The sequence below is a fragment of the Haladaptatus sp. CMAA 1909 genome, assembly GCF_043952005.1.
Lineage (GTDB): Archaea > Halobacteriota > Halobacteria > Halobacteriales > Haladaptataceae > Haladaptatus.
In genome coordinates this window covers 454,583-474,804 of sequence record NZ_JBIOAV010000003.1, presented here as the reverse complement: position 1 = coordinate 474,804, position 20,222 = coordinate 454,583, and the positions used below count along the sequence as shown (strand labels likewise).

Below are 20,222 nucleotides of genomic sequence, written 5' to 3'. Positions count from 1 at the left end.
GTTGCGCATTTCATAGTAATCTTTAGAGTTTATTATTAATTAAGTTTAAGTACTTTCAATGTCAAGGGTGCACTTGCCAAGGAGGCACCACTATGAAAAATAAAGATAGTACGCAATCTCAAGGTCAGTTAGTCACAAGTAGACGAAAAGTTATGCAAGCAACTGGTGGGTTGGGTTTAGCTGGTTTCATTAATGCGATTGATCCTGTTAAAGGAGAAAAGATTGCCGATGATTCAAATATCGATTGGATCAAAGTCCTCTGCTTAGGTGGTCCAGCTGGTGGAAGTCATAACGGTCCTGCGCGTGCAATCCAGATTGTTCCTTATCTTCTTGACCGTGGAATTGAAGTCGAGTACACCGATCGCCAATCTGATCTCGAAGAAGATACTCTTCATCGCTATGACGCGCTGATGATGTATGATAACCATTCTGGACTTACCCAAGATCAGGAAGATTCCTTGATTGATTTCGTGAACGACGGTGGTGGATTCGTTGCGCTTCATAGTGCATCTGGATCGTTCACGGGTTCAGACCGATTTATCGATTTGATTGGTGGACAATTTCTCAGACATAATACTGGTGATATGACTACAAATCATGTCAAACCAAATCATCCTGTTTTGAGCAATTTAGATCCAATTCAGAGCTGGGATGAAACGTACCGGCATCAAAACCTCAATCCGGATAATATCGTCCTAGCATACGGAGAATTCCCTGATTACGGACCAGATGAAGATCCTGAACCCTGGACTTGGGTGCGTAATGAAGGTGATGGTCGTGTTTTCTATACTGCATGGGGTCACGGACCAGAACCTTGGTCTAAAGATGGGTTCAAAAGACTAGTAGAAAATGCAATCCGGTGGACAACCGATAATGAAGATACGATTGCGAAAGACACACGAACCCTCGATACGTTGGACTTTATCGAGCCGCCAGATGAAATCCCCTATTTTGGGCCAGCTGATGAAGTGCCGTCTGAGGTGGGTGAAGGTACAAACTGGGAACTCATGCAAGAGGGACTTTCACCGACGGAGTCAATCAAACGCACGATCACTCCTGAAGGTTTTGAGTTAGAGCCCTATGTTACCGAGGATATGTTCCCGGATGGTATTGAAGGAAATATCCTTGACGTTGAGTTTGACGCTCAGGGTCGTGCCTGGATTGCAATAACAAAAGACTATCCGAATGACTTGGGCAAGGGACGTGATAAAATTCTCATCTGTGAAGATACAAACGGTGATGGGAAGGCTGATAAATTCACCGTCTTTGCGGATGGGCTCTCGATACCGCTCAATATGGTACTCACTGAAGAGGGCGTTATCACTGTCAATCTCGGCGAGTTCGATGATAACGGAAGTATCGTTCATCTTAAAGACACTAATGGTGATGGCACAGCCGACGAATGGGATGAACTGTTCTCTGGATTTGGGACCGGCGACACTCATGCCAGTGCTAATCAGCTTGAATGGGGAATTGATAATTGGATCTGGGGTCAAGTAGGTTACTCTGGTTTCTCTGGAACAATTGGAGGTAAAGAAACTAGCTTTAACACCTGCGTCTTCCGGTTCAAACCTGATGGTTCTGCTCTTGAAGTCGTGGCCAGCCTCCCAGGTAACCAGGCAGGGTTGGGATTCAATGAGGAAGGTCTCGCGTTTGCGTCTGCTGCTACTACTGGGCAGCCGAGTAATTATATTTCAATCCCTCAACGGTACTATGAAATGGTGAATGGATTCTCTGCATCCACATTAGACGCAATCTCTGATTCAAATCGGATTTTACCTATGACCGATCGCTATCGGCAAGGTGATCGATTCCGAGGCTTCACAGCAGCCGCAGGACATGAGATCTATACTGCCCGTAAATATCCAAAGAAATATTGGAATCAAGCTGGGTTTGTTAGCGAACCAACTGGGCATTTGCTCAGCACGTTCTATCTCAAGCCAGACGGTGCAAACTATAATGCGCACTACCCCCATAATTTGGCTGCAAGTCAAGATTCTTGGTTCTCACCCATCTACTCGAATGTCGGTCCTGATGGCATGCTCTGGTTTATTGACTGGTATAATTATGTCATTCTCCATAATACACTAGGCGATCAAGAACATGGAAGAGGAAACGCATATATAAATAATATGAGGGATGTCTCACATTGCAGACTGTACCGTGTTACGTACGGTGACGACACGGATTTGCCACAAAGAGACCTTAGCAATGCAACTCCCGAAACATTGGTTGAAACACTAACTGATGACAATATGTTCTGGAGAGATACTGCTCAACGTATGCTAGTTGAGCGAGGGGATACAGATATTGTGTCCAATCTTATCAATCTTATTGAGGATTCATCAGTTGATGAATTGGGGCTCAATCCAGGAGCAATTCACTCACTTTGGACCCTTCATGGTCTCGGTGTTTTGTTCGAAGATGGTAATGAAAACGCACTATTGGCTGCAAGAGATGCATTATCTCATCCCTCGAGTGGAGTTCGATTGAATGCTCTTCGAGTTCTACCGGAAACGAAAGCAACTCGAGATCAGATATTAGAGAGTGGCGTTCTGAATGATGAAAATGCTAGGGTACAGATGTGGGCGCTGCTTGCACTTGCTGGATGTCCGCAGTCTGATGCAGTCGGCGAAATTATCTATGAAACGATACGAAAAGAAGAGAACTATAGTGATGAGCTGTTAGTGGATGCTGCAACTTCAGCTGGAGCTCAACACGCTAACGGATTTCTGACTGCGTATGAGGAAAACGAAGATACATCTGGGGATGACGACAAACCAAACCTACTGACTAATCCATCATTTGAAAATTCTACTGCTAGCGTAATGCCCGCAGAGTGGACGACTAAAAAGTGGTCCGGGTCGGCTAGTTTTTCGGCTACGGAAACATCACGTACTGGGACATACAGTGCCCAGATATCATCTTCTGAGGGTGTTGATGGTTCTTGGCAGCACACAGTCTCTGTCGACCCCGATACAGAATATACTTACACTGCGTGGCTCAAGACTGAAAATCTACAGCTCAAAGATTCTTCGACTAAAGGTGCTTTCATCAACATCGCTGAAATGGCCGAAAATACTGTAAGTAATACTGTTACAGAAGGAACTAATGATTGGACAAAGGTTGAAATTGATTTCAACAGTGGTGATCACGAACAATTGACCCTTAACGCAACGTTGGGCGGTTGGGGCTTAGCAACTGGTACGGTATGGTTCGACGATATCTCCCTTAAGGGATCGGACGGCACGAATCTTGTTTCAAACTCTTCATTCGAAGACGTTACTGGGAATTCTGATCCCGACGCTCCAGAATCTTGGGATACCACCACGTATCAAGGAGATGGGGAATACTCGTATGCAACAATAGGGAAAACCGGAGATAATAGCGTGAAAATCGTTTCTAGTGGAGGGATTGATGGAGGCTGGTCACAAGAGGTCTCCGTCGAGCCAAACGCTACATATGAATTCACTGCTTGGGTTAAAACTGAAAATCTGCAATCAGGTGATTCTTATGGAGCGATCATTAATCCTCATCAAATGGGCCAGGGTGTTGTTAGCAATGCACCGGATGACGGTACCAATGATTGGACCAAGTTATCAACCATATTTACCACTGGTAGCGATCAGCAATCAGTGCAACTCAACCTCACAATGGGTGGATGGGGATTCGCAACCGGTACTGTGTGGTTTGACGATACCAAATTGATCAAAACAATCGGAAGTGGAAAAGGATTAGAAACCGTCTATCAACGCGTCAAACAACACAAAGAACTTGAGGACGATGACGACAATGATGATAATGGAGGTGACAGTGGACCAATTGATCCAACGTCTACAATTCAATTCGATGCGAAGACAAGTGGTTGGGTTGGTACTGGGCCGGACTCCATTAATGAGGAAACAAATCCGACGCTCTTACTAGTGTCTGGAGAGACGTACACTGTCAAATGGACAAACGGGGACGGTGCTCCACATGACTTTTATCTTCTCGATTCAGAGGAGAATGAAATTGAAGGGACTGAACTCGTATTGGAACAAGGTGAATCTGCAACTATCGAATTCACCGCTACGGAAGAAATCGCCGGATATTACTGTTCTGTTCACCCCACCTCGATGCGAGGATCTGTTGAATTTGAAAGCGATGGAGGAGACCAACAGCCGCCTGCGATCATTGGTGATTCTAAACCAACTGATCCAGATGGGGATGGTCACTATGAGGATATTAACGGTGACGGCGATGTAAATTATAAGGATGTCGTTGATCTCTTCGAGCACTTTGAGGACGATGCCGTACAGAACAATCCAGAAGCATTCGACTTCAATGATAATGGTCAGCTCGACTTTGATGATATCATTGAGCTGTTCAACTCTATCTAACTATTAAATAATTTTTTAGCAATAGCTTTCGTGTGGTTATAATGTTAACACTGAACAATCAACACTCCGGTGGTGGTCTACTATCTAAAGATTACTAGAAATGATTGGCTTCTCCCGTCAAGCTTGAATAATCCTTATAATCTATATTCTCATATTAGTAATTTACTAGTTTCGAACGGGGGTTTATTGGGGGATACTTTCACAACAGAAATTGGTTAAAATCGTCTTCTGTCGTTGATTTTAGACTATGTCTTGGCTGTGTGGACAGTCAGTCGAGCTTACATTCCGGCAATCTGGCCCGTTTTCAAGAGAACACTCTCCCCATCGACAATCTCTTGTCTGAGATTCTTCATAATTCTGAACTTAGGACTGATTCTCATTGATATCTTCCCGTGCAACGCTCTATTGTGATGTATTATTAAATTCTTCCGACCGCATACTGTCTCCAACGTTATCTTATAGAGTATTACTGCTTAATCAGTATTGCTAGTAAGTCTGACTATGTAGTATTGTATTTTTGCGCCAAATATGTGTAAACTGATAACATCTCCGACCGAACAGCGATGAGATGTCTCCGACTACCCATCCCTATTTTGATCCGTCAGCACGTGGGCAAGACCATGCCAACCGATTTGCTGTTACCACAAATAACAACTCTTGACCAGACCGAACTCAGCGTCCGAGCCGAAGCACTCGGCTACGATGGGCTTTGGCTCGGCGAACTCTGGGGGACAAGTTCGGTCGTCCAGCTCACTGACATCGCCGCGCACACAGGGACGGTCGACCTCGGGACGGCGATACTCAACGTCTTCTCGCGGACTCCCGCCGTCCTGGCGATGACGGCTGCTACGCTGAATCGCGTCTCCGACGGGAGATTTCGGCTGGGCGTCGGGACGTCGACGCAGAAAGCTATCGAGGACCTCCACGGTATGGAGTGGGACGACCCGAATCCAGTTCGACGTGCGCACGAGACCATCGAACTGACCAAGGCCTTCCTCGGTGACGATGGCCGCGTGGACTACGACGGTGATATCTTTTCGGTGCAGGATTTCCCGTCGCTGGACGCCGACGTACCCATCTATCACGCCGCGCTCGGACAGGCAAATCGGCGCGTCGTCGCACGGCTCTGTGATGGCTGGATTCCTCACAACGTGCCGTTTCCGGACCTCGAAGATGCATTCGCGTACATCGCTGACCACGCGGCGGCGGCCGGCCGCGATGACGCTATCGACGTCGCACCGTACATCCCCGCCGCCGTCAGCGACGATATCGAGGCGGCCAAGGACGCCATCCGGGGTCATGTCGCCTACTACGTCGGTAACGGTCGGGGTTACGAGCAGTCGGTTGCACAGCGATTCCCAGACGACGCGGCTGCCGTCGCCACGGCGTGGCGTGAGGGTGACCGCGATACGGCCGTCGGGAACGTCACCGACGAGATGGTGACGGCGCTCGGTGTCGCAGGGACGCCGGAACAGGCCCGTGAGCAGTTTCGGTCGATTACCGATATCGACTGCGTCACGCGACCGATGGTGACGATCCCGAGCAACGCCGACGAGGATATGACCGAGCGCACTATCGACGCATTGGCACCGACGAGCTATTGAGGATCGTATCGCGATAACGATGCGGGCAGGGGATCTATTTACCCGGAAAAATCGATTCTCCTCTCGTTGCGAGGTGAGTGATGGTGTAAGCTCTTTGTGAGATTCAATTCACTGTCCAACTCTGGCCAATAAAGTATATTACCCTCGCTGCTATCGTGCTAGTAAGAATGGGACAGACCGGAAAACGGTTAATCGACCACACATCGCTGCCACGCGCGGAGCGACTCACCGAGAAGGAAGAAGTTCAGATTCGAGCTGAAACCGAAGCGTTCGAGGACTTTCTCGACCGGCTCGAAGAGATACCGCCTCATCCCTGTCGAACCGATGGGGGTTCGTTGGTTGGCACGGATACGTCACGCTCGAGCACCTCCCCGAATTTGGTTCTGGAGGCGTATCGTGAAACGATCCTCGCCGTCGATCACTGGGAAGACGAATATAGGGAGAGAACAGCCCACGCGAGCATCGAACACGAGTTCGGGCCGGAAGTCGCAGCGGGGTTGGCAGGTGGGTCGGCGACCTGGTCACAACCGTTGTGGAATCAGATCAAGAGTGCCGCCGAGGACGCTGTCGAAATCCGCCAGCGGTCGTACTCCCTGATGGCAGCGGAACGCCAACAACTCGACGAACTCCGCAGTTCGTTGACCGACGTTAGTGACGTGCTCGCTGCGATTGAACGCGGTGAATTCGCCTTCGATGAGAGCAACGGTCGATTAACGTCAATACGACAAAAACTCGATGAGTTGACGCACGATCAGCAATCGTATTTGCATCGACGCAATAGAACGAACGAAGAGTTGTTCACGACATATGTCTATGCTGATCTCGATACCGAGTATCCGGGATTGGCAGCCCTCGCGACGGCCCGCCAACTGCTCGAACGTATCGAACTTCGCCATTGGGCAGGTATGAGCTGATCCACTACAGAAAAGCGTGAAACGTAGACGCGGATGACGATTCCGTCCGAGTACCCGTGAAGCTTCTCGGGTCGCGATCCCTATCCGGTGTGATCGAATGCCGATCCAGCACTCGTCTGGAGACGACCGAAATCCCGCTTACAGAATTCAGGCGCTAAGGCCCCTTTCTCAAGGAGCGAGCACCGCGATCGAGTAGAGAGGGGATACAGCGTTGTCATCGTCTCGTATTCGTGTGCTTCTACGATTCCGTCCGCGACACCACCGGCCTCGGTAGTCAACACGCGATTCTCGCCACCCACCAAGCCGCCGAAGCTATCACCGGCTGTATCGAACGCCGAACAAAGGGAAAGAAAGTAAGCAAACCACGATTCACCGCGCCGACCGTGACATACGACACACGGACAATGACACTTTTCGACGACGATACCATCTCGTTATCGACCACTGAATCACGTGTCCGATGCTCGCTTTCCCTGCCAAATGATGACGATGGCTATCAACGCCAATATCTGAATTCAGACGAGTGGCAGGTGACTGAAAGCACACTCACTGCTCGTGACGGAGAGTACTTCTTGCACATTGGCTTCAGCCGTTACCGGACCGACACCGAGAGAGATACCGCCGAGGATGGAACGATTCTTGGGGTTGACCTTGGCGTCGAAAACATCGCTGTCACGAGTACAGCACGCTTTTTCTCCGGGCGGGAGCTACTGCACAATCTCCGAGAGTTCGAGCAGGTGCATGGCGGTCTCCAACAAACCGGGACGCGAAGTGCACACCGGTCACTTGTTGATTCGAGTGAGCGCGAACTCCGCTACATTCGAGACGTGATGCACCGCGTTGCGAACGGCATCATCGACGAAGCACTTCAGTACGACTGTGACGTGATCGCCCTTGAGAACCTTACGAACATCCGAGGACGCACACGGGCGTCATGGGGCCACCAGTGGGCATTCTCGCAACTGTCGATGTACATCAGGTACAAAGCACAAGCGGAAGGGATTCTGGTTAAAGAGGTGCCGTCTGCATACACGTCCAAACGCTGCTCGGAGTGTGGTGCGACAGCGGACGAGAATCGGCCGACACGCGACCGGTTTGCGTGTCAGTCGTGTGGGTCTGAGGCGAACGCGGATTACAATGGGCCAAAGAATATCGGGATGCGATATGTCCGTCGTGGCCAATAGTCGTCACGGCGGACGGGCGACAGTCAACTCGCCCTGAAGTCTGGGACAGTGACGCCGAAGGGCGGATTTACCGCCTACCCTGACGGGTTCGAGGTCGAGTTCATGGACAAGCCACGGATCACCTGACCCGTGGTAGTTGACACCTCAAACTGAATAGTCCCGAGACCTCCGGCGACGAGACTTCCCTCTCCATCTCTCGGCGAAGTAGACGGAAGGGACAGTGTCCCTCGTCGAAAGGTGAGTCGGAGCAGTCGAACGTTACAATTTCAGTCGAGTTATAGGTCGGACATCGCTGGGTTGCGGGCATGAGCGCCGTTCCGCAACAGTCGAAAAACGCACCCGTTAGTGATTTCAGTTCAATAAGCATCGACTCGGTGACTGTTTCGGTTCGTTCGTGTTAAATAATTCAATGGAAGGCACCGTATAACAATACCAAATGCGGTCATTGGATGTGTTGGAGCGTCGTAGGAAGCCTCCCGAGCTGCCACAGATCCTACGCGCTCAACCACATTCAACCAACGCCGTGTCGTACGTCATACACGCCCTTATCGGTCGTGCCTACAATCCGGGCACGACCAACCTCCCGAACAGGGTCCGGGTGAGAACGGGTTGCTTGTTGGTAGAAGCACCATCGACCCCATGTCGATGGCGGCCACTTTGTGGCCCCGGTGGTTCGATTCCACCCCCGTTCGTCTTTTCGCTACAAGTTCAGTATCTTTGTCCTGTTCTCTTGATTTTTCTTTATCTGATGCAAAATGCGGGTTCACTCGGTGACTGGATACCTGAAGAAATGGCATTAGTGGATCCCGACCAAAGGCGATTCATCTATCGACTCGATAGTTTCCGCTCACCTACCGAGGGGAAACTTACGACGTGAGGATTCGATGCAGGTTTTCGTGAGCCTCCCGTATCTGCCTCTCGGGCAGTGCATGGACTTCGGTGTCTCCGTCCATCTCTCGGTTTTTGCGAGTCGCGATCTGTTCCGCTTGGGCGGCCGATAACCCATACAGAACGGTATCTACGCCCTCTCGCTTCGTGGCGACCACCACCGCGTATGGTTCTGTCGCTTGATGCGTGTCCGTGTCGTCACTCGGTCTTTGATGAACTACTGACATCGGTGTCGATTAGTCTCTCATGGTAGCCTCCCTACTACCACCGAACGGTACGTCCCGAAGGATGAAAAATCTCTACGTGGCATCCAGAACACATATAAAATCGGTCATTTGCCGAAACATAACTAACGAGCGAGCGTCACGGATCGTACACCTGATGTCAACTCTGGACAATCGAAATACACACCATTCCAATCGTGATCCCTCAGCTCATTCGATCTGTGGGGTTTCGACGTTCGTCAGCGTCGAGCAATCGAAATGGTTCTTGAGGAGGGACGGGACGATGACTATGATCGACACTACTAATGGTTCATCATGGCTTCTGTAGTGGAGTTATTCGTTCAGAACGTCGGCGACAATCCGGTGATGCAGGGACTCATCGGGGGAATCGTTATCGCGCTGATGAACCTGTTCGGTGCATCGCTCGTACTCGTCTGGAGGGACCCTTCGGAGCGTGCCCTCGATGGCGCGCTCGGATTCGCGGCCGGTGTGATGCTCGCTGCAGCCTTCACGAGCCTTATTATCCCCGGTATCGAGCAATATTCTGGTGGAAATCCGATTCCCACACTTGTTGGCGTCGTGCTCGGTGTTATCTTCCTCGATCGGGCTGACGGACTCGTTCCACATGCACACTATTTATTGACTGGACGCACACGAGCAGATGAAGCCCACCCGGGTACCTCTCTTCCGCTCGATAACGAGCGGCTGACGCCAGTCATCCTTTTCATATTGGCGATTACGCTCCATAATATGCCCGAGGGGTTAGCTGTTGGTGTCGGCTTTGGCTCGGGTAATATTGAGAATGCGATACCGCTCATGCTTGCGATTGGGATTCAAAATATTCCAGAAGGCCTTGCTGTCTCGGTAGCTGCAATCAACGCGGGCCTAGACAAACGCTTTTATGCGATTTTCGCCGGGATTCGTTCGGGGCTGGTTGAAATCCCACTTGCGGTAGTGGGTGCACTGGCAGTGAGTGCGGTTGAACCATTACTTCCGTATGCGATGGGATTTGCCGCGGGGGCGATGCTCTTTGTCATCTCTGACGAGATTATCCCCGAAACCCACACCCGCGGATACGAGCGGATTGCTACACTCGGGGTCATGGCTGGCGTGGTCATAATGTTATACCTCGATGTTAGTTTAGGATGACGTCACGCTCCTGTTATTCAACTTGGATAATCAGTCCCAATGGATAGCCACTCTCTGTGCTGTGGCCAAGACTGGTTTCGGAACATCATAGCTGTTAGCTTTTAATATAGTCTCTCCATTCTGATTACCACTCTGATGGAAACAACCTATCCTTGTTCTTTAAAATCCATATTTAGACACCCAATAACAAAACATAGTTCGTCTCTCTGCTTTTCTGGCCATGAGAAAAAATAATGGCAATATCGGTAGTAAGAGAAGGGGCTTCCTAAAAGGAATCACCTCCGGTGGAACCAGCCTACTTGGGGCTGGCGGACTAGCTGCGAACGCCGCTGGACAGACTAACGGCACGGATGAGGTGGTATCTATGTACGACACAACACAAACCAGCGGTGACGCGGTTATCAGTGTCGATCCCTCAGCGGCGACTGATTGGTCCATCAATAAACGAATCTTTGGAAAATTCATCGAACACAACTGAAGAGATGCGTACCCGGGGATTTACTCCGACCACGTCGCTAACGGCTCTTTCGAGGTATGGATACCCCGACTGCGGGTGATCGTACTTCAATTCTGTACCCCGAGACACCGACCTTTGATGAAATCGCGTATCCATGGGAACCAGTCGAAGAGGAACAAAGTGCGGATACCGGAACGGCGCACACGACTGAATGCGTCGGGTACCTCGTTATCGAAGGTCTTTGTAAGGAGCTAGTATCTACCGTCAAAGGTTCTTTAGGTGGGGTCAAATTTTCTGACTTCTCGTTCTTACGTTCTTTTCCTGGTGTCACATTTTGCGATGATCGAAAGGCTGCCAATCCCGGCCGTCACCCGGGATACGTTCGATCGGGTTCGGGGAGCGCATCGAGATTTGCAGCCGTCTCGAAAATGGCTCCGTTCAGTTCCTCTTCGGTGTCGACGTACCACTATTTGGTTCCATTAAAATCGCCACTCTGGATACCCCCCATCCCCGCATCCACGAACTCCTCGATGACTGCCTCTGTGTCATCGAAGGCGAAACACGCGATGTGATGAAACCCCTCACCGTGTCCGGCAAGATGTTCGGTGTAGAGGCTCTCGCCCTTGGGTGGTTCGATGAGTTCGATCATTGTTTACTGCTCGAATAGTATTGCTGGCAGGTTTGACTATTCAGTATTACTAGCCATACTTGACCTTATCGGGAATTCCAACTCGTCTGCAAAGTCGACTTCCCTGTTAAGGACGCTCTCAGCGACAATACTGTTGGTATCGACCTTGCCACTAGCAACTATCTTTATTACGAGTTCAACAGGTGCTTCTCCTGGTTGAGAAGTTTCGGGAAAAGGCCGCCAACCACGGATCGATGTTGAAATCTATTCCGCTCGGCTGTCTCCGTGTCATACCAGTCAGCAAACGGTATTCGGTCTTCTGTCTGATCCAAGAATCGCCACAGAGGGGCGATCAACTGTTCGAAGTCCGATTCGTCATCAGCGAGTGTTGCTGCACAAAGAAGCCAGTCGGCTTTCGTGTATATTTCTCGATTGTCCAGGAGAGTTCCGTACTCGTGCTGTTCTTCGAGATATTTCACTACCTCTCGCCGAGCAACATCGCCGTCGAACAAATTCAGATCGGACAGGTCGTTCCACACTAAATTATATCCGAGACACCACGATCCAGGCCTGTTGAAAGTCAACCGGAAGTGCTCACCAGCATCGGCATCGCGAGTCCAGTCTTCGGCTATCTGATTTGCGAGGGTTAGATACTTTTCTTGACGGTCTTCATCGTCACGAAGTCCGCATAGTATGCCGTAGCTCGCAATACCAAAGATGGCTTTTAAAGATAGATTTACATTGTGTGCGAGATGTCCCGCGAAGTCATCTGTACAGAGTTGTTCACCCGGATCGTAGCCGTTCTCAACGAGATACTCTGCTCACTGTCTGAGTAACTCCCAGTTCTCATCTGCAAACGCTGTGCATCCGTCGCGGAGACAGATTGCTGCAGTTGTAATAAGTACGTTCCCACACTCTTCGATTGGCCTCTGATTCTCAAGCACCAGTTCGCCATCCTCAGTACGATACGTTTGGCCGTTCGCTATTGGATACGTACCGACATCGTGTGGTGCGAATTCGTATGGCCAATCATCGGTTCGGGCATAGCGGAATATCGGCTGAAGCATTCCCTTGACGAGGTCAGGAGCATACAACAAGAAGAGTGAAATCAAGGGATATGTCACATCAACCGTCGCAATGCAGTCGTTGCTGAAACATTCTTTCGAGAAGAAAAGCGGCGTATCGTCGTATTCAACGAGTGTATGTGCGGCTATTGCCTGACGACTACAATGCCTCACGCCAGTCAACTGTGAGCCAGCGACCCGCCTCTGAGAATTGGCCTTTAAACATGAGACCGATCGCCACCAGCATCACTATGAGTGGAGTTATCGCGAACGTAATCGCACTCAAGACAACTCTCTCGGTTATAGTCTCATATTCTAGCTTGGAAACCATATGATTCCACTCAGATTCTACTTCGGTAAAAGCCTTCTGTATGCTCTTTTCACATCATCACCTCTGGTTTACCAACTCCCATCTATTGGATATTGCACATCTATAACTTACTATATTTTTGTATATAGCACGTCAAATCCCGACTTCGATATGGGAACTAAAGCTGCTCCCGAAGACACTTTGAGAAGATACTCGTAACAACATATCCTCGTGAAATTGTTGTTACTGTGGGAAGCAAGATAGTTTCCCTGCTTCGCAACTACATGATTGAGTTAGCAGGGAAACTACTGTCGAAGGAGGCGTATGTGTGGGCACTCGCTTCGACATGTTCCAATATGTGAAACTATTGTATAAATGCATTGCTTGCAAATATTATGGGGGCTCTTCTCGACCGTTGTGGAGGTGCATTGCGATACGGAAGCAGGAAGCACTACCTCCAAGCGCGAGTCGTCAGGCAAGCGGTGGGGCGAGGTAATTCACTGAGCTTGTAGGCTGGTCTTCATCTTTACCCGACCGGTTATCCAAATCGATGATAAGTACCGATAGATATATTATTATTGGATCTATTCATCAAAGTGGACGGATGGAGACCGTCCGATAGATCAACGGTGATTCTATTTGGCAGGGGACCCCAACTCCCCTTTGTGATCGATAGTCCTTAGAGTTACTAGTTCTTCGAAGCTCCAGCACTCACGTCAGTGCTACTTGAACAGCAAGAACACATTGACGACCTCCAAAACCGTCTCAACCATCTAGAGGATGACCTGAACAATCGGGTGAAAATCAATGGCGTACGAGTTTGACTATCACGATATCCGAGTGCTCCGATTGTCAGTAAATGAATAGAGATCGTTCACTTGCGGAGGTTGTAGATAAATATGAGCGAGAACATGATGTTGACGAAAAGTTAACCATCTCACCCGCGTATTAGAGCCAACTCTTGTGGGCACGCTGCCTTTTCTCTACTCTGACCCAGGTTCACTACCCGAAGAGGAGATGTCTCATAGATTCAGCATGAAATGAGATCAAGCCTTTTTCTCAAGAGATGAACAGTGTAATCAGCAAACGAGCAGGGTTGAGTAGCTCACTGATATTTAAAATACAATGATATTGCAATTCGTATGGAACCAGAGATGTGGGGAATACTTGTACTAGTACTTTCAATACCGGAGTGAATGACAGAGATTTTCGCTATGAATCTGATTGGGAAGACAGTTGTTGGGACGCAAGGGACCATCGTTGGAGAGGTTTCTGACATTACCACAAATCCAAAAGCAGGGACGATTTTGAACTTCCTAATAATACCAGATAGCAAAGTCGACCGGGAGGAAATAGAGATGGTTCCAGATGAAGAGGGTTTCTTTCAGCTATCAGTTGAGCATGTTTGTGCTATTCAAGATAATATCGTTGTAGAGCTATGACTTCCGAAATCTAAATCTTGGTCACAATCGATCAGTGGACACATCTCCTCCTATCTCGATATTTCTGAATAAGTATGGACAAAGAGTGATATCCCCCCCGCGCTAACGCATGGGGCTTCCCATGCCCACCACTGGGCGATTCATTGGGATGTTTCTGGTTCGCATCCGACGAGGTGCTGGCACTGCCACAGTACCGATACACCTCTCTCGTCCGGGGAATGGACGGGATTCGGAGATACGTAGTTGTTTTGTGTCGGTTCCCCGTTCGTGGGCTTACATTTTGATGCGGTAAACACCCAGTCAACTGCCAGTTCTTGAACTGTCAAAATCCAATGGGAGACCATCGAATCAACAATGAGAGATACGCACGGAGAGCACTTAAGACGAGACTGGACAGTGAACGTAACTAAAGACGGTGATTCAGCCACCCCCGAACGGGCGTAGTATTACTCGCCTGCAGGACTATACAGTTCCAACGCAAAAGAGATGAATTGCGGTCCCGTTCAGGCCGCGCGGGACAGGAGAAAATCCTGTCCACTGTAATGTGGATTTTGTTCCGTTACTATCCAATCTGAATTAGCTCAACCATTCTGGCATTTGGTTGGGAGTAAGAGGTTGTCCTCTCACAATGCTTGTGAGAGTGTACACTTTGGTAGTAGCGAGTAATTTTTTTATAAGTAGCTTCTATAGACAAAGAAAGCCAAGGGGAATAGATTAAGCTTAATCTCACAATTAATTTGTCGCGATCACAAGATATTTAGGTAGATGTCGATTGATACTTCTCGTCGAGTAAATCACGAAGACATCAAATCACTCGACAACTCGTGAGGGTTCGGAAGGCAATCCTTACGGGTCTTCTGTGCCAGATGGGTGCTTTCTGAGCTGTTTGTGCACACTATAGTAGTTTGTAGTGCTTACCCGCTTCTTCAGGCGCAAGTGAAATGATGAGCCGGGACGATACGCTGCCGCCGGTGGACGGGGGGATACCCTACGAAGGTATGTTTAAGTGCCTGTACTTCCTGTTTTAATCTGCTATTCTGATGGAGAGAGTCATACTAGAGAACACACGCATGCCGATGAGTCGGTCGGAGATAGTACCTGCTTGACCGGGCTATAACTCAACTATGAGAGTCGAACCGAGAGTTCTCCCGGTGTGTCCGTCGGTTCCTGTGAGAGTGCGGGTTAGAACTTCGAAAGCAGCTGGCCGATATCCCCATGTGGGATTCCACGTCGTTTACGGCGTGGAGGTGGTCATTGCTCTCGATACTTCTAGGTATGAGTGAAATCAACCAAGTTTGTCGCTGAAAGCAGGTTAATAGTTAACCATTATTTTCCCTGATCGACTAAGTTCATATTTAAAGGATGAAAATTATGCCATCATGGATGATAGATCAAAGGATTTGTACCAGTCCCATCCCAACTCTCCCTATGGCAGATCCACATGAGGAACTATTACAACAATTGAATCAGATACAAGCGACACAGGGTGTTGAGGCCGAAACGCGGAAAGTAATCGGGCTTCTCGGTGAAACAATTGATATACTAGTGGAGGAGATTGACGAACTTCAACAGCGCGTCGTAGAGCTGGAAGAAGACGTCGATAATAACGAACCGAGTGAGGATGATAAGAGAAAGACAATGTGGTATTCAGAGCGCTGATACAAACCGATCGCGCATACCTCTGTCTTCAGTCGGAGGTCAATCTGTATTTCCGTCTCTCACTCTGGATAGACCAATTGATCTCATTTGCTCGTTATTTTCTTTTAATCAAGTAACGACCCCATGTTCTTGGATTACTCTATCTTTTCCAGTTGTGGCCGAAGATATTCTCTACCTTTGAGCTTCCGGCAGATAGTCCGACGCCCTACGAGCGGTACGTTCTCTCAGAAGACTACGAGTTCCGGGCAAGTACACTCCAATACGATAAGGCGACCAACGAGTTCTACTTCCACATCACGACGCGGAAGTACGATAGCGACGAATCCGAGGTTTCGGAAGATACTAAGCACCAAACCGTCCTTGGTATCGACCTCGGCGTCAATAGCCTCGCAGTGGCTTCGACCGGCACGTTCTGGCAGGGCGACGAGTACGACCACTGGTGCCGCGAGTTCGAGAAACGACGGGGAGTGATGCAACAGCGCGGCACCCAAGCCGCGCACAACACGTTTCTTCGCCTCGGCAAGCGCGAAGAAGCATGGCGAAAGCAGTACATCCACACCATGGCCAACGAAATCGTCACGGAAGCCGTCGAACACGACTGCGGCGTAATCGCGTTCGAGGATCTAACGGATATCCGCGAGCGGCTTCCGCAGGCGAAGTGGCACCATCTATGGGCGTTTCGGCGTCTGTTCGAGTACGTCGAGTACAAGGCCCCGGAACGCGGCGTCACGGCGAAGCAGGTTGCTCCGAACCGCACGTCCCAACGCTGTTCTCGGACGGACTGTGGGTTCACGCACCGCGACAACCGCGACGGAGAACACTTCCACTGCCAGAAGTGCGGTTACGAGGCCAACGCGGACTACAATGCAGCGAAGAATATCGGGCTACGATACGCTCGGAAGCGACATCACAGACTCCGTTCCTCGCCCACGTCGGGGGGCAGAGACGCACCAGTAGATGTGCGTAAAAATGGTGGGACGTTGAACGGCAAGAGTCACCGGCCTATTGCCGGAGACTGATTGCCGGGAGTCCACATCAAAGCCCCACCCTCAAGGACCGAGGTGCGCATGCGCCGAGGGAGTAGGGTGGGGTAGTTTACCCGAGCGTGCCCATTCTTCTCCACTAGATTCATAGACGACATCAAAATCTCCAACTAAATCAGATCGTTTACCAATAGACATATTATTTATCCCTACTCCAAAGAGAGATTGTGTTATCTCATTGTTTGTCCGATTATCCTTTGGGATTCTGACAGTCATTTTGAGTCGGCCGCTCATTAGAAAATATTGACCAATACGATCGGATAAATGCATTGTACAGTAAATAGCCACGTCTTAGTAGAATCACGTCGTTAACTCGTTAGAAAAACCTCGGGACAATTTTCCGCTTAAGATAACCTGAATCATCCGACAAGGCGCATAGTATCCAATCCACAGAACTTGTGATATCGTGAAAGGCCTGAGCAAGTCCACGTAAGAAGAACCAATCTTGTTTAAGATTGTGTATTTACTTGGTCAAGTTGTTCAGTCAGGAGGCGGTTGACTGTTTGAGGCTCCGGAATATTCTTGAGTACAAGATCAATCGTACTACTACCGGATGTATATATGGTCACATCGCCATGTGAGAGCAATTTTTCAATGAATGATTGTGAAAAGGTTGTGTTTTGAATACGCTCAAGACGTATCTGTACTACGTTTGTCGACAGTAATCCGCTTTTCTGATATACTTCCTCCGTTGTCAACACATACCACTGACTCCGCCAGCGTAGGTAAGTTATTCCAAGAAGAATTATTCCTCCGAAACTGAGGATTGGACCAATCCACCAAATGATTGAGTCACGTGGAATCCATGCCATCAATCCCACACCACCGACTATGAGTAAGAAACTGAGGAAAATCGATGGAGCGCTAAGGTAGAGACTGGGATGACCTTTCCAGAGTACGGTTTCATCATCAGTAAGATAGAGCCAATCAGTCGTGAACCTATTAGACATAGGTATTCATCGTTCCTTTGCTCGTATATCTTTTTCCACTGTAGCACATCGAATTCAATACGAACAGTTGAACATTGCTGTTGAACAAGTGAACCACTGGCTGTGCCAACCAATCGAAATTGCAGCAATACTATCACTTCTCCGGAGTGTAAACCGCATGCTTCTCAACGAATTGCTTGTTGAGATAGGAGGCTGGCTTGACATCTTCCCCGCCCTAAAGGGCGAGGATTCCACGAAGTAGATGTTCAGGTTGCGCGTTTCCTCGGGGTTCAAGTACGCTTTCGCGTGACCCGTCGAAGGTTGCCACCGAGTTGTGACCAACGGTGTGCGTTACAGCGCGTATAGCCCTGTCAATGGGGCCTTCCTCCCTGTCAACTATGGGCGTCCTCAGAATCGAAGATTCTGATGGGCTGCACAAGACCCATGATCTTGTGAACGTCAACGACGGCTGGCTATCTTTAAACAGCGAGGTAGCACGGTTCGACTCACCCGAAGCGTTAGCCCGTGCATGGCTCACCCTCCCGTTACGCGATGCTCTCCGAAGCGTTCAGGTCGACGTGGCGTCCACGACCACATTCCGAACACCAAAAGTAGTCACCATTACGGGTCCCCATCGAACCACAAACCGAACATCGCTGACTTGTGTTGTGGGCGTCAACCTTCTCGACGCGAATACCAGATCGTTCGGCTTTGTACGTGATGAACTGTTGGAGTTGGTGGAAGTGCCACGAGTGTACACCTGACCATGAACTGTACCGACCTCGACCACCTCGGGTGGCCTGCGTCCAAACTCTGGAATGTCGGCCGTTACTACGCACAAGAACGATGGGACACGACGCGCGAGATTCCCGATGACGGGGAACTCAAAGCCGCGGAGAATGTCAATTGCTGTGTGCCCAGACTTGAGGAAAATCGTTGTAGCGAATAACCCGTATCATGGAGCTGTGCCACAACGATCCTGACACACAGCATTCATACTAATGATCTAATAGCACTTTAAAGCTACCTATCCGTGAATAATTGCCCCTATTTTACGACCCTACCACGACACCCAAACAATTGAGTGCGATTGTCTAAAGAAAATACAGCGAGAGTTCCACGGGTCACCTGACCCGTGGGTGAATCGCGTACGCAATCGCCACAACCGGAAGAGTTAGGGCGTCTTTGCACAGTATTCCAACTGGAAGCCACCGTTAACAACCTCTCAAAATCCGACTGCAACAAACTCGGTGAGACTGGTGGTGCCGGGCGGTGAGTGAAGCCGCCGACCTTCACGGTTCGGTGAGGTCGCTGTCGGACGGAAGTGCCGTTACGACCGAACACACCGAATCGGGTGTTGTCGCTTCCACGCGACCGAAAGGGAGCGCGAAGGGAATTAAATTCGCCTGCGGAAGTCGGTTCCATTTTGGACCGTCTCCCAAGATGGTGACGCCGCGGGTCACCCGACCCGTGGTACTTCACAGGAGGTGAACTACTCCCACCTACCGCGTTCGAACTTACCCGGCCCTCTTGTTGCGGTGAGAGCTCCTGTTTCTATGTCGAAACATGCAGAAACCGTTTCCACAGTGGTTCTAGACTTCGTAGGCGATTTCCCTTTACTGGTGGTTCGGAGTGTCTCACTCCTACCAGATGGACCCTCGACTGCTGCGACCAATGCCCGCTTTTTGTCGCGTTTGAACACTGGTTGCAATGAATGAGCGTCTTATTACCCCATTCGAACGCGAGAATAGTAATGCTATGGCGCCCAATGAGGTAACCAAAGACGTCGGGTGATCCCTTCCCTACTCGCTCCCTTCGGCCGATTGTTGATGAAGGAGGGTACCTATCTGCAATTCTGATATAGAAAAAATATAATATTTGCTATGATGTCTGTAGGTGAGTCTTCTCAGTCAGAATCTCGGCAGTCCTTGCTCTTTATACTAATACCTGGAATTTATGCTTTCTCGTCATTGTATCTACCACAAAGCATTTAACGAAGGATACTCGAGAATACAATATAGCGAGGGTGCTTTGACATCACCGGATCTGGCGCCATCACCCTGATCCAATTCCTCGCTTTGGTGTAATCCCTCCGTTATTTTATTCCTGAAAAAACAGAGTCTATTTACAATTTTAACCGCTAAGTTGGCTTCCTGGGTGGCGTTCAGAAATTATTGGTCTTCCATGATATTAAGATATCCAAAGCGCTTCGAACTCCTTGACCCCCAAAGGATCCACCAAATTGGATCAGCAGTTGCTAATAGTTCTTTGAATAGGGTTATTTCCCAACTGCGATCGGGATTCTGGGGTCTTTAGGCTCGCGGGAGGATGTCACTTTACGCCTGACT

Annotated in this window: 9 protein-coding genes and 4 pseudogenes; 9 read left to right on the top strand and 4 right to left on the bottom strand. The window is 49.4% G+C overall.

Features of this window, described 5'->3' with window-relative positions; translation table 11 throughout:
- The first annotated feature begins 92 nt into the window (after positions 1–92).
- The 6 genes and pseudogenes from ACGYLY_RS24085 (at position 93) to ACGYLY_RS24060 (ending at position 10,820) form a co-directional block, all read left to right on the top strand.
- Positions 93–4,379: a PVC-type heme-binding CxxCH protein gene (locus ACGYLY_RS24085; protein ID WP_395285297.1), complete on the top strand. Its 4,287-nt coding sequence runs from the start codon at positions 93–95 to the stop codon at positions 4,377–4,379.
- A 620-nt stretch (positions 4,380–4,999) separates the two neighbouring features.
- Positions 5,000–5,983, top strand: coding sequence for an LLM class flavin-dependent oxidoreductase (locus tag ACGYLY_RS24080; protein ID WP_395285296.1), 984 nt, complete (start codon positions 5,000–5,002; stop codon positions 5,981–5,983).
- Between the two features lie 167 nt (positions 5,984–6,150).
- Positions 6,151–6,897, top strand: coding sequence for a hypothetical protein (locus ACGYLY_RS24075; RefSeq protein WP_395285295.1), 747 nt, complete (start codon positions 6,151–6,153; stop codon positions 6,895–6,897).
- A gap of 203 nt (positions 6,898–7,100) precedes the next feature.
- A pseudogene (locus tag ACGYLY_RS24070) lies at positions 7,101–8,207 on the top strand (RNA-guided endonuclease InsQ/TnpB family protein).
- 1,301 nt (positions 8,208–9,508) lie between these two features.
- A complete protein-coding gene (locus ACGYLY_RS24065; RefSeq protein ID WP_395285294.1) occupies positions 9,509–10,342 on the top strand; it encodes a ZIP family metal transporter in 834 nt (277 codons plus the stop codon).
- Positions 10,343–10,562: 220 nt separating this feature from the next.
- A complete protein-coding gene (locus ACGYLY_RS24060; protein ID WP_395285293.1) occupies positions 10,563–10,820 on the top strand; it encodes a hypothetical protein in 258 nt (85 codons plus the stop codon).
- A gap of 445 nt (positions 10,821–11,265) precedes the next feature.
- Here the strand turns inward: ACGYLY_RS24060 and ACGYLY_RS24055 are convergent, their stop codons facing one another.
- Together ACGYLY_RS24055 and ACGYLY_RS24050 are read right to left on the bottom strand one after the other, a co-directional pair.
- On the bottom strand, positions 11,266–11,448 hold the full coding sequence (locus tag ACGYLY_RS24055) for a VOC family protein (protein ID WP_395285292.1): 183 nt from the start codon (positions 11,446–11,448) through the stop codon (positions 11,266–11,268).
- Between the two features lie 167 nt (positions 11,449–11,615).
- Positions 11,616–12,665, bottom strand: a pseudogene (locus ACGYLY_RS24050) (glutaminase domain-containing protein).
- A 1,332-nt stretch (positions 12,666–13,997) separates the two neighbouring features.
- On the opposite strand from ACGYLY_RS24050, the gene ACGYLY_RS24045 reads away from it, so the two are divergent.
- The 3 genes and pseudogenes from ACGYLY_RS24045 to ACGYLY_RS24035 form a co-directional block, all read left to right on the top strand.
- Complete coding sequence (locus ACGYLY_RS24045; protein ID WP_395285291.1) at positions 13,998–14,243, top strand: PRC-barrel domain-containing protein; 246 nt, start codon at positions 13,998–14,000, stop codon at positions 14,241–14,243.
- Positions 14,244–15,671: 1,428 nt separating this feature from the next.
- Positions 15,672–15,902: a hypothetical protein gene (locus tag ACGYLY_RS24040; protein ID WP_395285290.1), complete on the top strand. Its 231-nt coding sequence runs from the start codon at positions 15,672–15,674 to the stop codon at positions 15,900–15,902.
- A gap of 176 nt (positions 15,903–16,078) precedes the next feature.
- Positions 16,079–16,921 (top strand): annotated as a pseudogene (locus ACGYLY_RS24035) (RNA-guided endonuclease InsQ/TnpB family protein); the annotation flags it as partial.
- Between the two features lie 473 nt (positions 16,922–17,394).
- Here ACGYLY_RS24035 and ACGYLY_RS24030 read toward each other — a convergent pair.
- Positions 17,395–17,757: a PH domain-containing protein gene (locus tag ACGYLY_RS24030; protein ID WP_395285414.1), complete on the bottom strand. Its 363-nt coding sequence runs from the start codon at positions 17,755–17,757 to the stop codon at positions 17,395–17,397.
- A gap of 662 nt (positions 17,758–18,419) precedes the next feature.
- Positions 18,420–18,647: pseudogene (locus ACGYLY_RS24025) on the bottom strand (zinc ribbon domain-containing protein); the annotation flags it as partial.
- Positions 18,648–20,222: the final 1,575 nt, after the last annotated feature.

Coding starts and splice junctions, on each gene's coding strand:
- ACGYLY_RS24085 (WP_395285297.1), top strand. CDS start 93: ATGAAAAATAAAGATAGTACGCAATCTCAAGGTCAGTTAGTCACAAGT.
- ACGYLY_RS24080 (WP_395285296.1), top strand. CDS start 5,000: ATGCCAACCGATTTGCTGTTACCACAAATAACAACTCTTGACCAGACC.
- ACGYLY_RS24075 (WP_395285295.1), top strand. CDS start 6,151: ATGGGACAGACCGGAAAACGGTTAATCGACCACACATCGCTGCCACGC.
- ACGYLY_RS24065 (WP_395285294.1), top strand. CDS start 9,509: ATGGCTTCTGTAGTGGAGTTATTCGTTCAGAACGTCGGCGACAATCCG.
- ACGYLY_RS24060 (WP_395285293.1), top strand. CDS start 10,563: ATGAGAAAAAATAATGGCAATATCGGTAGTAAGAGAAGGGGCTTCCTA.
- ACGYLY_RS24055 (WP_395285292.1), bottom strand. CDS start 11,448: ATGATCGAACTCATCGAACCACCCAAGGGCGAGAGCCTCTACACCGAA.
- ACGYLY_RS24045 (WP_395285291.1), top strand. CDS start 13,998: ATGACAGAGATTTTCGCTATGAATCTGATTGGGAAGACAGTTGTTGGG.
- ACGYLY_RS24040 (WP_395285290.1), top strand. CDS start 15,672: ATGGCAGATCCACATGAGGAACTATTACAACAATTGAATCAGATACAA.
- ACGYLY_RS24030 (WP_395285414.1), bottom strand. CDS start 17,757: ATGGCATGGATTCCACGTGACTCAATCATTTGGTGGATTGGTCCAATC.